Raw genomic sequence first — 17,252 nt, forward strand, 5'->3', positions numbered from 1 at the left:
GCGGGAGGGCAGTCGGTTTCCGCCGGACGAGTCATCGGAGAGTTGTTCAGTTCCTGTTGACCTGCTGTGGTTTTTTTGCGACGATGTCGCGCATCCGCAACAACGTGTCACCAAATGAACCCTCGCCTGTCGACATTGCCTGTCCTGATCGCCTGCGGCCTATTGGCCGGGTCGATGGCTGCGCGTGCCGATGGCTGGAAGGAATACGCCCGCTCGGCGATGACGCCTGACTTCTCGTGGGCGCAAGGATCCGAAGCGGTCGTGCCCGATTCGCGCATGGTGGTTGCGAGCGCCTTGTCGGAGACGGTGCGGGCCGAGTTCAACGCAGCGGTGTCTGGTGCGACCGTTGAATTGCAGTTGTCGCAGTCGCGCGGAAATGACCTCGTCGCCAGCAATGTCGCGTCCTTGGGCATGTTCGACGAGAACGCCCCGGGTCTGGCGCAGCGCCTCGTCGGATTGCAGTTGTCGCACGAGTTTGATGGCGGCGTGCGCGTTGGCGCGGGCGTCGTCGTGGCCGAGCAACAGTTCGCCTCGTTCGGTCTGGGCTCGCACCTGATCGATTCGGGTGAGCCGATGCAGATGATCGGAGCGGAGTCGGCCACTGCGGCGGGTGTGCGCTTGAATGCGGCGCAGATGCTGGGCGAACGGGTTTCGGTGCAGGCGGCGTTGCAGTCCAAGATCGACATGCAGCCGTTCCAGTCCTACCGCGGCGTGTTCAGTGATCCGGGAGATTTCGATCTGCCGGCACGGGCCGAGGTCTCGGCACGCATCGCGCTGTCGCCGCGACTGGGACTTGCACTTGGCACTCAACGGGTGATGTACAGCGAGATCAATGCGTTCTCCAGTTATGCATTGCCGGAGCGCTTCTTGTCGCTGCTCGGTGACGGCACTTCGCCAGACTTCGCTTGGCGCGACCTGACCGTGTACGACGTGAGAATGGACTATTCGATCGGTCGCGCTTCGCGCATCGATTTCCGCTATTCGACGCAGCAGCAGCCCGAGCCAAGTTCGACGCTGCTGTACAACGCATTGAGCGACGAGTTCACCGACCGCAACTTCGCGCTCGGCGTCTCGCACCGGTTTGAGCGCGCTGGTGAACTGAGCGTCGCCGCCAGTCACGCGCCCATCGAGTACTTCCTCGGCAATTCCTCGGCCCTCGGCCGTGGCGATGCCGGTGGCGAACAGTTTGAGGTCGAAGCGCGCTGGCGCGTCGATTTCTGAGGGCTTTACAGGGCTAAGAACTGCTTGGGGCTCCGATTGGAGCCCCTCTTTTTTGGTGCCGTCACAGCGACTCGGAAGCGAAATCCGCGAGGCGTGAACGTTCGCCGCGGCGCAGGGTGATGTGCGCGCTGTGCGGCCAGTTCTTGAAGCGGTCGACCGCGTAGGTGAGGCCGGATGTGGTTTCGGTCAGATAGGGCGTGTCGATCTGCTCGACGTTGCCCAGGCAGACCATCTTGGTTCCGGGGCCGGCGCGCGTGAGCAGGGTCTTCATCTGCTTCGGGCTCAGGTTCTGCGCCTCGTCGACGATGACGTAGCGGCTCAGGAAGGTGCGGCCGCGCATGAAGTTCATCGAGCGGATCTTGATGCGTGAGGCGAGCAGGTCGTTGGTCGCGGCGCGGCCCCAGGAGCCACCCTCGGCCGGGTTGGCCAGCACTTCGAGATTGTCGGTCAGCGCGCCCATCCAGGGCGTCATCTTCTCTTCTTCGGTGCCGGGCAGGAAGCCGATGTCCTCGCCGACCGATACCGTCACGCGGGTCATGATGATCTCTCGATAGCGCTGCTGGTCCATGACTTGCGCAAGTCCTGCCGCGAGCGCCAACAGCGTCTTGCCGGTCCCTGCGGTGCCGAGCAGGGTGACGAAATCGACGTCCGGGTCCATCAGTGCGTTGAGCGCGAAGTTCTGCTCGCGGTTGCGCGCATGGATGCCCCAGACCGAGTGGCTGCCGCCGGTGAAGTCGTCGAGGATCTGCAGCTTCGCGATGTTGTCGCGAATGCTGAGCACGCGGAACTCGGGTTCGTCCTCGCCGGCTAGGTAGAGACATTGATGGGGCGACCAGTCCTCGTTCTTGCGCATCTTCAATTCATAGAATGTGTGCCCTTTTTCCGACCACGAGCGCAGGTCCTTGGCGTGCTTGCTCCAGAAGTCGGCCGGCAGTTCCGTGTGCCCGGTGTAGAGCAGGCTGAAGTCATCGAGCGCGCGGTCATTCTCGTAGTCCTCCGCCGGCACGCCGAAAATCGACGCCTTGATCCGCAGGTTGATGTCCTTCGACACCAGCACCACGTCGGTTTGCGGGTGCTGTTGATGCAGCGCCACGATCGCGGCCAGGATCTGGTTGTCGGGCATCACCTTCATGCGCGACTTCGCCGGATCGCCGGCGCTGGTCTGGAACAGCAGGCGGCCGATTTGCGACTCGCGCCGCAGGTTCAGGCCCTTGGGACGCACCAGTTTCAGGCCGCGTTCGATGCGTTCGGCGCCATGCGCCTCGATCAGCTCGTTGATGAAGCGACTGACCTGGCGGGCATTGCGTGCGACTTCCGAGGTGCCCTTCTTGCCGTTGTCGAGTTCTTCCAGCACCGTCATCGGGATGAAGACATCGTGTTCCTCGAAGCGGAACAGGGCGGTGGGATCGTGCATCAGCACGTTGGTGTCGAGCACGTAGATGCGCTTGCGTTCGGACATCATCATGAAACCTCCTCGGCGATGGCGAGCAGATGCAGCGGGAAACACTCGGGTTGTCGGACACACCGCGATGCGGTGGCGGGGAATGGGCGGAGGCTCGGGTCCGCCATCAGAACTTCATCGGGTCCATGATCGCGTCGAGGTTCTGCGCGTCGCAGAACTCGAGGAAATCGTCGCGCAGGGAGGCGATGTGGGTCTTGGCCGGAATGCCGATGGTGATCTGCGCCGAGAACATCTCGGCGCCGGTCTGCATCGCCCGGTAGCGGCTTGAGCTCAGGCTCTCGATGGAGATGGTATGGGCGATGAAGAACTCGGCAAGCTGGTGCAGGATGCCTGGCTTGTCGGCGGCAACGACTTCGACGACGTAGGGCAGCATGGCGTTCTGCGTGTCCTTCGCGGCGGTTCGTTGCAGGAGCAATCGGATGCCCTCTTCGCGCTCGATGCGCGGCACCGCGGTCTCGAACTTGGCGACGGCGTCCCATGAGCCAACCAGCAGCAGGTTGATGGCGACGTCGTCGCCGAGGGTCGACAATCGGGATTCGAGGAGATGGCAGCCGCTCTCGCCGACGCGACGGGTGAGGAGCAGCAGGGGCGATTTCTTCTGCGGGGCCACCGCAATGACGACCAGATAGTTTTCGTTCGATGTCGGTCGCGCCACGGAGTGCTCGTGTGGGCTGAATGGATGGCTGCAGAATACTTGTCGCTCTCGGGACCCGCAAGTAACATGGCAGCGTTCCTGGTGAATCCCTCCGATGCAACTTCACGGCAGCATTTGCGCGCTGGTCACGCCCTTCGACGCGCGCGAGCAGCTCGATTTCCCTGCGCTCGACCGATTGCTCGACTGGCATCTCGCGAGCGGCACGCATGGGCTTGTCCTCGCCGGGTCCACCGGCGAAGCGGCCTTGCTCGACGACGACGAGTATCGGGCGCTGATCGGTCATGCAGTCGCCCGCATCGGTGGGCGCATCCCGCTGATTGCCGGTGTGGGCTCGCCGAGCACACGCAGGACGCTTGCGCTGACGCGCATCGCCGCGGATGCTGGCGCTGAAGCGGTGCTCGCGGTTACGCCCTACTACGTGCGCCCGCCGCAGCATGGGCTGCTCGCTCACTACCTGCATCTTGCGGTCGAGTCGCCGCTGCCGATCATCCTGTACAACGTGCCCGGGCGTACCGGCTGCGATCTGCAACCGGAAACCGTGGCCGCGCTGTGCGCACACCCGCGCATCATCGGGGTCAAGGAAGCATTGGCCGAGCCGGAACGCATGGCCGCGCTGCTCAAGCTGCAGTCGCCGGGTTTCGCCGTGCTTAGCGGCGACGACCCGACCGCGCTGGGTGCAATGCTCGCGGGAGCCCGCGGCACGATCTCGGTTGCGGCCAATGTCGGGCCGCGCTTGTTCGCGATCCTGTGCGAACGCGCCCTGTCGGCCAATGCGGCCACGCAGATGACCGCCGCGGCGCTGGATGCGCAGCTATCCGATCTGTACCGGGTGCTTGCTCTCGAGTCGAATCCGATTCCGGCGAAGTGGGCCCTGCATCGACTCGGATACCTGCAGCCGCTGCACCGCTTGCCGTTGACGCCGTTGTCGGCGCAGCACCATGCCACGATTGATCAATGTCTCGCGACGCTCGCATCGCTCGATGCGAACCTCGTGAGTTGAGGAGTACGTTCGATGTCGAGTCCCAATGTTCGTTGGCTGCCGCTGATTCCGGCGCTGGTTTTTTTCTCTGGCTGCGGGCTGTTCGGCCGGGGCGGCTTACACGAGGCCTATCTCGATGCCGAGAATGGCAAGACGTTGCAGGTGCCGAATGCGCTCGATGCGCCGGATCGGCGCCAGTCGATGATGGTGCCAGATGCTGCGGGCGAGGCCGGCTCTGTGTCCGAAGCGCCACTCGCGGGCTTGCCGCTGGATGCGGACGATCCGCAGAGTCGGCTGAAGATGCGTATGCCGCCGGACGCCGCGTTCGCCAAGGTGGTCGAGGCCCTGACCCAGGCCAAGATCGCGAAACTGGGGGAGGTGGATGCAACGGAACACCGCATCACGCTCGGCTTTGACGTCACCGAAGAGCGCAAACGCTGGTGGTGGAAGGACGGTACGCGGGTGAATACGATCCTGCGCGTTGCGCATGTGGTCGACGACCCGGTCGGCGCGCGCGTGATCATCGAGGAAGAGGACGATGGTCTGCGCATCGACGACGAATACGCCCAGCGCGTGCTGTCGGCGCTGCGCGATCGCATCCAGTGGGAATGAGTGCTGCCGGCGCGGGAGTGCCGGCGGACTTCAGCGGATCAGATCTTTCAACTTGCCCTGCTGGCCGTCGAACGTGGCGGCCTCCGGCAGCGGTTCGCGACGCTGGGTGAGTACTGGCCACACCCGCGACAGCTCGGCATTGAGCGGCGTGAAGTGCTCCTGGCCGGCGGGCACATCATCTTCGGGAAAGATGGCTTTGGCCGGGCACTCGGGCTCGCACAGGGTGCAGTCGATGCACTCGTCCGGGTCGATCACCAGGAAGTTCGGGCCTTCATGAAAGCAATCGACCGGGCAGACTTCCACGCAGTCGGTGTACTTGCACTTGATGCAGTTCTCGGTGACGACAAAAGGCATGGACTGGACCCGGTTGGTACTCCCAAGGGGAATCGAACCCCTGTTTTCGCCGTGAGAGGGCGACGTCCTGGACCGCTAGACGATGGGAGCGCGGCTTGAGGCCACTTTGCGGAGCGCCGTAGTATAGCGGCGACCACACCGATCTCAAGGCTTCTTGGGCCATAATGCGCGGCGGCTCGCGGCCCCCTCGGCCCGCACACAATCTCAGCGGCTGCCGCCGGCAGTCATCAGGACACCATGGATTTTCTCGAAACCTCCGATCCCGCGGACGTGCGCAAGCGCGTCGCTGCGCAACTGCGCGTCGTCGCGCGCGCCGACCATTGCATCTCGCGCCAGTACATCAGCCCGAATGCGCTGCGCGTGCTGTACCGCCTGCGCGATGCCGGCTTCGATGCCGGTCTGGTAGGCGGCGCGGTACGCGACCTGCTGCTCGGCAACCGGCCCAAGGACTTCGACGTCGCAACCAACGCCACACCCGAGCAGGTGAAGGCGTTGTTTCGCAACTGTCGGCTGATCGGCCGGCGCTTCCGGTTGGCGCACGTGCACTACGGCGACGAGATCATCGAAGTATCGACGTTTCGCGGCATCAGCGACGACGGGTCTGGCGACCGCGAAATGGTCGACGGCCGACTGACCCGCGACAACGTGTACGGCAGCATCGAGGAAGACGCGGTGCGCCGCGATTTCACCGTGAACGCGTTGTACTACGCGATCGATGATTTCTCGGTGCGCGACTATGTCGGTGGCTTCGAGGATGTGCAGCGGCGCGTGTTGCGATTGATCGGCGATGTCGAACGACGCTTCCGCGAAGACCCGGTGCGGACGCTGCGGGCGGTGCGCTTCGCGGCCAAGCTCGGATTCGTCGTTGCCGACGATGTTGCCGTCGGCATCCGCGAATATGGGCCGCTGCTGGTCGATGCGCCGCCGGCACGGCTGTTCGACGAGATGCTGAAACTGTTCCTGGCCGGGCATGCGCTGTCCGGTTTCCGCGAGATGGAGCGCTACGGGTTGTTCGCGGTGCTGTTTCCGGAGTCATCGCTGGCAATCCACAAGGACCCGCGCGGGCGCGCTCTGATCGAAGCTGCCTTGGCCAGTACCGATGCGCGCATCGCGCTCGGCAAGCCGGTGACGCCGGCGTTTCTGTTCGCGGCGCTGCTGTGGCCCGCAGTCGAGTACCGTGCGGCGGCTCTGGCCGAGCGCGGACACGGCGATGCCGAAATCGATGCCTCTGCGCAGATCGTCGCCGAGCAGGCACTGCGCATCGCGCTGCCGAAGCGGTTCTCGTTGCCGATGCAGGAAATCTGGGACCTGCAGCCGCGTTTCCTGAACAACCAGCGCAAGCGTGTGCAGCGCCTGCTCGCGCACCCGCGATTCCGCGCGGCCTTCGATTTTCTGTTGCTGCGCGCCAGCGCGCATGCCGAGTTGGCCGATTTGGCGGCGCGTTGGGAGCAGGCGCAGCGCGATGGTCCGGACGCGGTGCTGGCCGGGCTGCCGCCCGCGCCCGAGCGCGGAGCAGCAACCGACGCGCCGGCACGCAAGAAGCGTCGCCGCCGGCGCAAGCCGGGCGCGGCGGCAGCGGCTACGGAGTGAGCAGCAACGACGTTGCACGCGCTTTCGTCGCGCTAGGTGCCAATCTTGACGATCCGGCCGCGCGCCTGCGCGAGGCCATGGCGAGATTGGACGAAGGCCCCTTGGGCCGCGTCGTCGCGCAGTCATCGCTGTATCGCTCGGCACCGGTGGGGAGGCTCGATCAACCGCATTTTGTCAATGCGCTGGTCGAGCTGCGGACCGCACTTTGTCCGCTCGCGTTGATGCGCAGCCTGCTCCAGCTCGAAGTGCTGCTGGGGCGCGTGCGCGGCGAGCGCAATGGTCCGCGTCGAATCGACCTCGACCTGGTGGCCTTCGATGCACGGGTTCTCGCCACGCCCGAGTTGCAGTTGCCGCACCCGCGCGCGCTGGAGCGCGCCTTCGTGATGCTGCCCTGGAGCGACATCGCACCCGACTTCCGCCCGTTCGGCGGCGACGAGGTGCGGGTGCTGGCATCGCGGCTGCTGCCCGCGGATATTCATCGACTCCACGCTTGAGTCTGCGCGTCGGCTCTGCCGATAATCGCGGTCCCCGCAAGGAGCTGCCATGTACGCTGGTTCGACCGAAACACGCAGCCCGCCGATCACGGTGCCGATGCTGCGGCAGTTCAAGCAGGAAGGCCGCAGGATTTGCGCATTGACCGCTTACGACGCGAGCTTCGCCAAGCTCGCGGACGACGCCGATATCGATGTGATCCTGGTCGGCGATTCTCTGGGCATGGTCGTGCATGGCAAGCGCAGCACGCTCTCGGTCAGTGTCGATGACATCGTCTACCACGGTCGAGCCGTTGCGCGTGGATCGAAGCGGGCATTGCGCATCGCCGACATGCCCTACGCCAGTTATCCGGACCCGCGCACTGCGTTCACGCACGCCGCGCGGCTGATCGCCGAGGGCGAGTGCGCGATGGTGAAACTCGAAGGCGCCGGGCAGGTGATCGAGAGCATTCGTTATCTGGTGGAGCGCGAGGTGCCGGTGTGCGCGCACCTCGGGCTGACGCCGCAATCGGTGTTGCGACTGGGTGGCTACAAGGTGCAGGGCCGTGGCGACGCGGCGGCGCAGGCGCTGCGCGACGCAGCGCGCTCGGTGCAGGACGCGGGAGCGGAATTACTGGTGCTGGAGTGCGTGCCGAGCCCGGTCGCGGCCGCGCTGCGCGCCGATCTGGAGATTCCGGTAATCGGCATCGGCGCCGGGCCGCAGTGCGACGGCCAGATCCTGGTCTGCTACGACGTGATCGGGATCAGTTCCGGGCGTCGTCCGCGCTTCGTCAGGAATTTCCTCAGTGGTCGTGACAGCGTACTCGATGCCTTCCGGCAATACGTCGCTGATGTGCGCGCCGGCGGCTTCCCGGCCGCGGAGCACGAATATGCAGAGTGATCTGCAGCGGGCTAGCGATGCGACCGGCTTGCGTGCATGCGTGGCGAAGTGGCGCCTGGCCGGTGCGCGCATCGGCTTGGTGCCGACCATGGGCAACTTGCACGCGGGACACCTCGCGCTTATCGCAGCAGCACGAGCGCGTTGTGATCGCGTGATCGCCAGTGTCTTCGTCAACCCCACCCAGTTTGGGCCGAACGAGGACTACGCCGCGTATCCGCGCACGATCGAGGCGGATGCGCGCGGCTTGGCGGATGCTGGCTGCGACCTGTTGTTCGAGCCCACCGTCTCCGAACTGTATCCGTTTGGTACCGAAGCTTCGGTGCGCGTGCACGTGCCGTTGCTTGGCGATGGTCTGTGTGGCGCGTTCCGGCCCGGACATTTCGATGGAGTAGCGACTGTAGTCAGCAAGCTGTTCCATCTGGTGCAGCCCGACCTCGCGTTTTTCGGACGCAAGGACTTTCAGCAACTGCGCGTGATCGAGCGAATGACGCGCGACCTCCGGCTGCCGATCGAGATTGTCGGGATCGACACCGTGCGCGAAGCCGATGGTCTGGCGATGAGTTCGCGCAATCAATACCTGTCGCCGGACGAGCGCGTGCGCGCAGTCGAGATCCACCGGACGCTCCTGGCGATGCTCGACGCGGTTGGGCAGGGGCGTGACCGGTTGGCGGTTGAAATGGCGGCGCTAGACCGGCTGAGCGAAGCCGGGTTTCGGGTCGATTATGCGGCGATCCGGCGAGCCGAGGATCTTGCCGAGCCGGAGGTGGGCCGGCAGGAGCCCCTGGTTGCGCTGGTAGCTGCACGGCTTGGACGCGCGCGCTTGATCGACAACCTTCTGATCTAGAAGAACATTGCATTTTGTGTTGTGACGAAGCCACAGAGTTGTTGCGTTTCCGCATCACTCTTGGTACATTGCTCGCGCCGAAAGGTCTGATCGCTTGAAATGAGCAATCCCTCTCGGCAGCAGGGCGCATTGTTAGGTAATCGTCACTCCGATTAGACCCTCTCTGGTTTTCAGAGGGGTTTTTGCCTGCCATTCGGGTCGGTCCTGCGACTGCCAGGCAGCGTTCGGAGGCGGCGCAGGCGCTCGGTATACTCGCGCGGATGACTCCAACCAGGGATTCGGTGCCCATGCGTTTCGAGGAAGATGCCGCCCGATTGCGGCGGTCGACGCTGGCATTGCTGGCGCATGATGCCGAGCGCGGCGCCCGCCTGCGCTTGCGTGTGGGGCCGCTGCATGCGGATTTCTCGCGGCAGCTGATTGATTCGGAAGCGCTGGATCGGTTGCTGCGGTTGGCCGACCGGGCCGAACTGCAGCGGATGCGCTCGGAGTTCGCCGCGGGAGAAGCGCTGAACAGCACCGAGGGACGCGCGGCGCTGCATCATTCGCTGCGCGCAGATGTCGGGGATTCGCTGCATGCCGCTGTCGTGGCACATGCGCAGTCGGAGGCAGCGCGTGCGGCCGGCCTGGTGCAGGACTGGGTGGCGCGATTACGCGCCGACGGCTTCGACGACGGCTGCGGCGTGCGCGATGTCGTGAACATCGGCATCGGCGGTTCCGACCTCGGACCGCGCTTGCTCGCCGATGCCATCGGAACCTCTGGCTCCGGTCCGCGCCTGCATTTCGTGTCCAGCATTGATGCGCATCGTGCGGCAGACCTGATCGGCCGTCTGGACCCTGCGCATACCGCGGTCGTTCTGGTGTCGAAGAGCTTCGGCACCGAAGAGACCCTGCTGAATGGAAATCTGTTCATTGACTGGCTGAGCCGCGCGCTCGGCGCCGAGGCGATGCGCGCGCGGGTTTTCGCGGTGACGGCGAATGTGCCGGCGGCGCAGAAGTTCGGGGTCAGTGCAGAGCGCTGCCTGCCGATCTGGGAGTGGGTTGGGGGGCGCTATTCGCTGTGGTCCGCGGTCGGTTTTTCCTTTGCACTGGCCCATGGCATGGATGCGTTCCAGCACTTGCTCGACGGCGCCCGGCAGATGGATCGGCATTTCTTCGATGCGCCGTTCGCACGCAACCTTCCGGTGTTGCGCGGCATGATCGAGCACTGGAATCGGGTTGCGTTGGACCATCGTTCGCGCTGCGTGGTGCCTTACGACGTGCGCTTGGCACTGTTGCCGGCCTACCTGCAGCAATTGGAAATGGAGAGCAACGGCAAGTCGGTGCGCCGCGGCGGCGAGCCGGTCGGGCAGCCGACGGCGCCGGTGGTCTGGGGTGGTGTCGGCACCGATGCGCAGCACGCGTTTTTCCAGGCCCTGCATCAGGGTACGCAGGTGGTGCCGGTCGAGTTCATCGGCGTGATCCAGCCCGCGCACGCACACCAGGAGCATCATCGCGTGCTGCTTGCCAACCTGCTTGCGCAGAGTGCGGCGCTCGCCTACGGACACGACACCCGCGACAGCGACGATCCGCTGGCCGCACACAAGCACCACGGAGGCAATCGGCCGAGCACGGTGATCTTGCTCGACGCGCTCACGCCGGAAGCGCTCGGTGCCCTGATCGCGATGTATGAACACAGCGTCTTCGTCGAGGCCTGTCTGGTCGGCATCAATCCCTTCGACCAGTGGGGTGTGGAACTGGGCAAGCGCATCGCCCGCGAGTTCCTGCCCGCCCTGTCGTCCGAGGCTGCGGCGATGACGCTGATCCGGGAACGCAGGCACTGATCCGCGAGATTCGTTCACGCTGAGCCGTGCCGGGCCAGGGCCCAGCGCACGTGCTCGCGCACCAGTTCCGAGGATCGTCGCGTCGCGATTGCAGTGCGGCGATGACCGCCGGGGTCGAGGGCGCATTGCCGAGCGCGACGGCGAGGTTGCGCAGCCAGCGTTCGTGGCCGATACGGCGCAGCGGCGAACCCTCGCTGCGGGCGAGGAATTGCTCCTCGTTCCAGGCAAAGGCATCGACCAGGGCGATGCGATCGAGCCCGTGGCGCGGCGCGAAGTCGCGTTCGCGCGACGGTTGTGCGAACTTGTTCCACGGGCACACCAGTTGGCAGTCGTCGCAGCCGAAGATGCGGTTGCCGATCGCCGCGCGCAGTTCCTCGGGAATCGGGCCGTGCAGTTCGATCGTCAGGTAGGAGATGCAGCGCCGAGCATCGATGCGGTTCGGCGCCACGATCGCACCAGTCGGACAGGTATCCATGCAGCGCGTGCAGGTGCCGCAGTAGAAGCCGGTCTCGGGCGCGTCGTGCGGCAGCGGCAGGTCGGAATAGAGTTCGCCGACGAAACACCAGGAGCCGCGACGGCGGTCGATCAGCACGGCGTTCTTGCCGATCCAGCCGAGCCCGGCATTGCGCGCGAGCGCGCGTTCGAGCACCGGTGCGCTGTCGACGAAGGCGCGGTAGCCGAACGGTCCGACGAGGGCGGCGACGCGGTCCGCCAGCTGTTGCAGACGATTGCGCATCAGCTTGTGGTAGTCGCGGCCGAGCGCGTAACGCGACACGTAGGCGAGCGTCTTGTCGTCGAGCGTCGCCTGCATGTCGGCGGCGTCGCTGCTCAAGTAATCCATGCGCACCGAAATCACCGACAGCGTGCCGGGTACCAGTTCGTCGGGTCGCGAGCGGCGCGTGCCATGGCGTTGCATGTAGTCCATCTCGCCATGAAAGCCGTCGTCGAGCCAACGCAGCAGATGGGCCTCGTCCGTGCCGAGCGTGGTGCCGGTGATACCGCAGGCGCTGAAACCGAGCGCGGCTGCCTGTTCCTTGATGGTGGCGGCGAGCGAGTGCGGATCGGGCGGGGGCGGGCGCATGGCGGCAGTATAGGCAGGCGGCCGCGTACAATCCGCCGATGAACCCGCTGCTGACCGCGCTTTACTCCGTTGCCGCCGTGCGCGCGATCGAAGCGCGCGCGGTGCAGGACTCTGCCATCGACCTGTGGACGCTGATGCGCCGGGCCGGCCAGGTGGCATTTCGCGCGCTGCGTGCGCGTTGGCCCGAGGCGACGCGCATCGTCATCGTCTGCGGCAGTGGCAACAACGGCGGCGATGGTTACGTCGTCGCCGAACTCGCGCGTTCGCTTGGGCTGCAGGTCGCGCTGGTGCAGGTCGGAGCAGCGCCCGCGTGCGAGCCCGCGCAGCGCGCCGTGAACGCATGGCACGCTTCCGGCGGCGAGGTACTGGCGTACACCGGCGGCTCCTTGCCGGAAGCGGATCTGGTGGTGGATGCGCTGTTTGGCATCGGCCTTGATCGCGCCCCGGAGGGTATGGCGGCCGCGGCCATCGCTGCGATCAACACGCAATCGGCGCCGGTATTCGCGCTCGATGTGCCATCGGGGCTGGATGCGGATCGTGGCCACGCCCCAGGCGCGTGCGTGCATGCGGCTGCAACGCTCGCCTTCGTCGCGTGGAAGCGCGGCCTGTGGACCGGCGTCGCGGCGCGAGTGTGCGGCGAGCGGCAACTGGCTACGCTGGAGGTTCCGGCGGGGGCATTCGCGGGCACCGATGCCGATGCCGAACTGCTCGGGTTGCCCCGGCTGCGCACGGCACTCGCGCCGCGCGCCCGTGATCTGCACAAGGGTGGCTGCGGACACGTGCTGGTCATCGGTGGCGACCACGGTCACGGTGGCGCGGCCCTGCTCGCCGCGCGTGCAGCGGCGCACAGCGGTGCCGGCCTGGTGTCGGTGGCGACGCGTGCGGAGCATGTCGCGCCGATGCTTGCGTCGATTCCCGAGGCGATGGTGCGCGCGGTGGCGTCGAGTGCCGAACTGCGCGGCCTGATCGATCGCGCCGATGTGATCGCGCTCGGCCCCGGCTTGGGGCAGTCGGATTGGGGTCTGCAGATGGCGGCGGAAGCCTGCGCAAGCGCTCTGCCGATGGTGCTGGATGCCGATGCGCTGAACCTGTTGGCGGCCGCGCGCATCCAGCTGCCGACCGACTGCGTGCTGACGCCGCATCCCGGCGAAGCCGCGCGCTTGCTTGGAGTCGAGGTGGGAGCCATTGCACAGGATCGTTACGCAGCGGTGCGCGAACTTGCCCGCCGCTTTCGGGCCATCGTTGTGCTCAAGGGCGCGGGTACTCTGATCGCCGATCGCGATGGTGCCGTCGCGGTTTGTCCGTTCGGCAATCCGGGCATGGCCTCGGGTGGCATGGGCGATGCGTTGACCGGCATCATCGCTGCGTTGATCGCGCAAGGACTGGGTCTGGTTGACGCGGCGCGGGTTGGCGTCACCGTGCATGCCTTGGCTGGTGATCGCGCCGCAGGCAACGGCGAGCGTGGCCTGCTCGCCACGGACCTGATTGCCGAGCTGCGGATGCTCGTGAACCCATGAACTTCAGCGCAACCCTGCCTGATCTCGCCGCAACCCAAGCCTTCGCCGCGCGCATGGCGCATGCCTTGCAGGCGCCGCTGGCGATCGGATTGGTCGGCGATCTCGGCGCCGGCAAGACCGCGCTGGCGCGCGCGCTGATCCAGACCCTGGCCCCGGGCATGCGCGTCAAGAGCCCGACCTATGCGTTGGTCGAGTCCTATGAATTGCCGGGTTTGCAACTGCATCACCTGGATCTGTATCGCATTCGTCGCCCGGACGAACTGGCGGAGCTCGGGCTCGCCGACTTGGCCGGCTCCGACGCGATCTTGCTGATTGAGTGGCCCGACCGCGGCGGCGATCAGACCCCGGCGCTGGATGTCGTTGCGACGCTGCATCGAGAGGCCACCGAGGCGCGCACGCTGACCTTGTCGGCAGCCACGCTGGCAGGGGAAGCGTTCTGCGAACGGCTGGCGATCGGTCAAGACGATCAAGCGGTTGTGGCCGAGACCTGCAGGCTTGTTCAGAAAGCACCGTTAGTGAACGGATTTGATTGAAGTTTCTGCTTGAATTCGCGGTCTGTCTGGAGTTAAATCCGGGCCATGCTTGCCTGTCTTGCCCGCCTCACTGGTCTTTTCCTGCTCGCACTCGGTGCGGAAGCGGTGTTGGCCGGTGACGTCCGCTCGGTGCGGTTCTGGGATGCAGATGACCACACTCGCGTCGTCTTCGATGTCAGCGGGCCGGTCCACTACAAGCTTTTCACGCTGGACAACCCGGATCGACTGGTGCTCGACATCGCGCGCAGCCGCGTCTCGAAGTCGCTCGACGGCAGTGCGCTCGAAGGCGTGGTTCAGCGCGTGCGCACTGGCCGTCAAGGTGCCGACAGCTTGCGCATCGTGCTCGATCTGGATCGCGGCGTGCAGCCCAAGAGTTTTCTGCTGCCGCCCGCGGACAAGTTTGGGCACCGTTTGGTCATCGATCTGTTCGATCGTGCCAACGCGCCGCGCGTGGTCAAGCATGAGGATTCGCTTGGCGTCGCGGGCGGCGAGCGCGAGGTGGTGGTGTCGATCGATGCCGGCCACGGCGGCGACGACCCCGGCGCGTCCGGCGCGAATGGCTCGCGCGAGAAGGACATCACCCTGGCTGTTGCCCAGGCGCTGGCCGCACGCATCGACGCCGAGCCCGGCATGCAGGCGGTGCTGACGCGCGATCGCGATTTTTTCATCCCGCTGAACCGTCGCTACGAGATCGCTCGCGAGCAGAAGGCCGATCTGTTCGTGTCGATCCATGCCGATGCCTTCGTCAAGTCGCAGGCGCGCGGTTCGTCGGTATTCGTGCTTTCCAACCGCGGTGCGTCGAGCGAGGCGGCGCGCATGCTCGCCGATCGCGAGAACACCTCCGATCTGGTCGGCGGCGTGTCCATCGACGACAAGGATGCGACGCTCGCGGCGGTGCTGCTGGACCTGTCGCAGGGCGCGACGATGCAGGCCAGCGAGGTCGTCGCCAACAACGTGCTGCGCGGGCTGTCGCGCATCGGCAATCTGCACAAGCGCGAGGTGCAGCGCGCCAATTTCGTCGTGCTGCGTTCACCGGATGTGCCGTCGCTGCTGGTCGAGACCGCGTTCATCAGCAATCCGTCCGAAGAGAAGCGGCTGAATGACCCAGCCCATCGCGACAAGCTGGCCGACGCCCTGGTCGAAGGCATCCGCGACTACTTCGCGACGACGCCGCCGCCCGGCACCTGGTTTGCCGCCAATCCGCAGCGCGCCCGCCACCACGTGGTTGCGCGTGGCGAGTCGCTGTCGCTGATCGCGCAACGCCATCGCGTTTCGGTGGCCTCGTTGAAGCGTGAAAACGAACTGGCCGACGACAGCGTCGACGCCGGCGTGGTGCTGAAGATCCCCGTGGCGATCTGAACCGCGCGCACCGCTAGAATGCGCGGCTCCGACCGAGTCCGCGATGCGCATCCAGCAACTTCCCGAACAGCTGATCAACCAGATCGCCGCCGGTGAGGTAATCGAGCGCCCGGCTTCGGTGGTCAAGGAACTGGTCGAGAACGCGCTCGATGCCGGCGCCAGCCGCATCGAGGTCGAGCTGGAGGCGGGCGGCGTCAAGCTGGTGCGGGTGCGCGACAACGGCGTCGGCATCGATGTCGAGGATTTGCCGCTGGCGTTGACGCGGCACGCGACCAGCAAGATCGCTTCGCTGGAAGATCTCGAGTCGGTGCGCAGCATGGGCTTTCGCGGTGAGGCCTTGCCGAGCATCGCCTCGGTCTCGCGCTTCCGCCTGGTGTCGCGCACGGCGCAGGCCTCGCATGCCTCGGAACTCGAAGTCGACAACGGTCAGTTCGGACACATCAAGCCGGCGCAGCACCCGGTCGGCACGCTCGCCGAAATGCGCGAACTGTTCTTCAATGTTCCGGCGCGGCGCAAGTTCCTGCGTGCCGAGCGCACCGAACTCGGTCACGTCGAGGATTGGCTGCGCGCGATCGCGCTGGCGCGGCCCGAGGTGGCGTTCGCGCTCCTGCACAACGGCCGTGCGCTGCTGCGTGACGAGGTCAGCGGCGAGTCGCCGGAGGCGCGCGTCGACGCCATGCTCGGCGAGGAGTTCCTCGCGCACAGCCTGCGTATCGACCACAGCGCCGTCGGCTTGCGCCTGCACGGCCATGTCGGGCTGCCGACCGCGGCGCGGGCGCAGAACGATCGTCAGTACTTCTTCGTCAACCGGCGTCTGGTGCGTGACCGCGTGATCGCGCATGCGGTGCGCCAGGCCTATGCCGATGTGCTGTTCCATGGCCGCCACGCCGCATTTGTGCTGTTCCTCGATCTCGATCCGCAGTGGGTCGATGTCAATGCGCATCCGGCCAAGACTGAAGTGCGCTTTCGCGAGCAGCGACTGGTGCACGATTTCCTCTATCGCAGCCTGCACGAGGCGCTGGCGCATACGCGCGCCGGCCAGGCTGCGACGATCGTGGCGCCCGAGATGCGCGCCACGGCGCCGGCCGCGTTCTTTGTGCCGCGCCAGGCCGGGCTCGGTCTCGGCGTGGCCGAGCCGTTGGCAGCGTATGGCCAGGTCTATGGACGCAATGCAGCCGCAGCGCCGCTTGCGGCGACTGGGGACACGCCTGCCGGTCTGCCGGTGTCGGACGCTGCGGACATTCCGCCGCTCGGCTTCGCGATCGCCCAGTTGCATGGCATCTACGTGCTCGCGCAGAACGCGCAGGGCCTGGTCGTGGTCGACATGCACGCCGCGCATGAACGCATCACCTACGAGCGGCTGAAGGCTCAGCGGATCGCGGGTGGCGTGGTATCGCAACCGCTGCTGCTGCCGACCGCGGTTGCGGTGTCGCGACGCGAGGCCGATGCCGCGGAAGAGCACCACGACGCATTCCTGGAACTCGGAATCGAATTGGCGCGCAGCGGCGAGACCGCAGTCGTGATCCGGCGCATTCCGGTACTGCTCGACGGTGTCGATGTGGCGCTACTGGTGCGCGATGTGCTGGCCGAGTTTGTCCAGCATGAGAGTTCGCGCCGACTGCAGGAGGCGGCGAACGAGTTGCTGTCCACGCTCGCCTGCCATGCATCGGTGCGTGCCAACCGGCGCCTGACGTTGCCGGAAATGAACGCGCTGCTGCGCCAGATGGAAGAAACCGAACGTTCCGGCCAGTGCAACCACGGCCGCCCGACTTGGGTGCAGTGGACGATGCAGGATCTGGACCGCGTGTTCCAGCGCGGACGTTGAACCCATGACTTCGAGGAAATCCCATGCGC

14 protein-coding genes, 1 tRNA gene and 2 pseudogenes are annotated in these 17,252 nt (G+C 65.9%); 12 read left to right on the forward strand and 5 right to left on the reverse strand.

Going from position 1 to position 17,252, the window contains the following annotated elements; all coding sequences use genetic code 11:
- Positions 1–114 precede the first annotated feature (114 nt).
- A complete protein-coding gene (locus tag IPG63_11375; GenBank protein ID MBK6727847.1) occupies positions 115–1,221 on the forward strand; it encodes a hypothetical protein in 1,107 nt (368 codons plus the stop codon).
- A 61-nt stretch (positions 1,222–1,282) separates the two neighbouring features.
- Here the strand turns inward: IPG63_11375 and IPG63_11380 are convergent, their stop codons facing one another.
- Positions 1,283–2,680, reverse strand: a complete 1,398-nt coding sequence (locus tag IPG63_11380) for a PhoH family protein (protein ID MBK6727848.1) — start codon at positions 2,678–2,680, stop codon at positions 1,283–1,285.
- Between the two features lie 109 nt (positions 2,681–2,789).
- The gene (locus IPG63_11385; GenBank protein MBK6727849.1) at positions 2,790–3,338 is read right to left on the reverse strand and encodes a glycine cleavage system protein R; all 549 of its coding nucleotides are present in this window, start codon (positions 3,336–3,338) and stop codon (positions 2,790–2,792) included.
- A gap of 94 nt (positions 3,339–3,432) precedes the next feature.
- Between IPG63_11385 and IPG63_11390 the strand changes: the two genes are divergently transcribed.
- Together IPG63_11390 and IPG63_11395 are read left to right on the forward strand one after the other, a co-directional pair.
- Positions 3,433–4,338, forward strand: a complete 906-nt coding sequence (locus IPG63_11390) for a 4-hydroxy-tetrahydrodipicolinate synthase (GenBank protein MBK6727850.1) — start codon at positions 3,433–3,435, stop codon at positions 4,336–4,338.
- Between the two features lie 12 nt (positions 4,339–4,350).
- The gene (locus IPG63_11395; GenBank protein MBK6727851.1) at positions 4,351–4,929 is read left to right on the forward strand and encodes a hypothetical protein; all 579 of its coding nucleotides are present in this window, start codon (positions 4,351–4,353) and stop codon (positions 4,927–4,929) included.
- Positions 4,930–4,959: 30 nt separating this feature from the next.
- Here IPG63_11395 and IPG63_11400 read toward each other — a convergent pair whose 3' ends face one another.
- Positions 4,960–5,283 carry a ferredoxin family protein gene (locus IPG63_11400; GenBank protein MBK6727852.1) on the reverse strand — a complete coding sequence of 108 codons (324 nt, stop codon included), beginning with the start codon at positions 5,281–5,283 and terminating at the stop codon, positions 4,960–4,962.
- Positions 5,284–5,297: 14 nt separating this feature from the next.
- Positions 5,298–5,373: transfer RNA gene (locus tag IPG63_11405), tRNA-Glu, on the reverse strand.
- Positions 5,374–5,520: 147 nt separating this feature from the next.
- Between IPG63_11405 and pcnB the strand changes: the two genes are divergently transcribed.
- From pcnB to pgi, 5 genes and pseudogenes are all read left to right on the forward strand, one after another.
- A complete protein-coding gene (gene pcnB, locus IPG63_11410) occupies positions 5,521–6,873 on the forward strand; it encodes a polynucleotide adenylyltransferase PcnB (GenBank protein ID MBK6727853.1) in 1,353 nt (450 codons plus the stop codon).
- The gene (gene folK, locus IPG63_11415) at positions 6,870–7,367 is read left to right on the forward strand and encodes a 2-amino-4-hydroxy-6-hydroxymethyldihydropteridine diphosphokinase (GenBank protein ID MBK6727854.1); all 498 of its coding nucleotides are present in this window, start codon (positions 6,870–6,872) and stop codon (positions 7,365–7,367) included. The genes pcnB and folK overlap by 4 nt, the downstream gene beginning before the upstream one ends.
- Positions 7,368–7,416: 49 nt before the next feature.
- Positions 7,417–8,244 carry a 3-methyl-2-oxobutanoate hydroxymethyltransferase gene (gene panB / locus IPG63_11420; protein ID MBK6727855.1) on the forward strand — a complete coding sequence of 276 codons (828 nt, stop codon included), beginning with the start codon at positions 7,417–7,419 and terminating at the stop codon, positions 8,242–8,244.
- A complete protein-coding gene (locus IPG63_11425; protein ID MBK6727856.1) occupies positions 8,234–9,088 on the forward strand; it encodes a pantoate--beta-alanine ligase in 855 nt (284 codons plus the stop codon). Before panB ends, IPG63_11425 begins: the two co-directional genes overlap by 11 nt.
- A gap of 287 nt (positions 9,089–9,375) precedes the next feature.
- Positions 9,376–10,931 (forward strand): annotated as a pseudogene (gene pgi, locus IPG63_11430) (glucose-6-phosphate isomerase).
- Here pgi and queG read toward each other — a convergent pair.
- Positions 10,923–11,989 (reverse strand): annotated as a pseudogene (gene queG / locus IPG63_11435) (tRNA epoxyqueuosine(34) reductase QueG). The pseudogenes pgi and queG sit on opposite strands and share 9 nt — an antisense overlap.
- A 38-nt stretch (positions 11,990–12,027) precedes the next feature.
- On the opposite strand from queG, the gene IPG63_11440 reads away from it, so the two are divergent.
- Genes IPG63_11440 through mutL form a run of 4 tightly spaced genes read left to right on the forward strand, consistent with a single transcriptional unit; the run spans position 12,028 to position 17,223 of the window.
- A complete protein-coding gene (locus IPG63_11440; protein MBK6727857.1) occupies positions 12,028–13,506 on the forward strand; it encodes an NAD(P)H-hydrate dehydratase in 1,479 nt (492 codons plus the stop codon).
- On the forward strand, positions 13,503–14,039 hold the full coding sequence (tsaE, locus tag IPG63_11445; protein MBK6727858.1) for a tRNA (adenosine(37)-N6)-threonylcarbamoyltransferase complex ATPase subunit type 1 TsaE: 537 nt from the start codon (positions 13,503–13,505) through the stop codon (positions 14,037–14,039). Before IPG63_11440 ends, tsaE begins: the two co-directional genes overlap by 4 nt.
- A gap of 45 nt (positions 14,040–14,084) precedes the next feature.
- The gene (locus tag IPG63_11450; GenBank protein MBK6727859.1) at positions 14,085–15,398 is read left to right on the forward strand and encodes an N-acetylmuramoyl-L-alanine amidase; all 1,314 of its coding nucleotides are present in this window, start codon (positions 14,085–14,087) and stop codon (positions 15,396–15,398) included.
- A 43-nt stretch (positions 15,399–15,441) separates the two neighbouring features.
- Positions 15,442–17,223, forward strand: a complete 1,782-nt coding sequence (gene mutL, locus IPG63_11455) for a DNA mismatch repair endonuclease MutL (GenBank protein MBK6727860.1) — start codon at positions 15,442–15,444, stop codon at positions 17,221–17,223.
- Positions 17,224–17,252 lie beyond the last annotated feature (29 nt).

The sequence above is a fragment of the Lysobacterales bacterium genome (assembly GCA_016703225.1).
Lineage (GTDB): Bacteria > Pseudomonadota > Gammaproteobacteria > Xanthomonadales > Ahniellaceae > JADKHK01.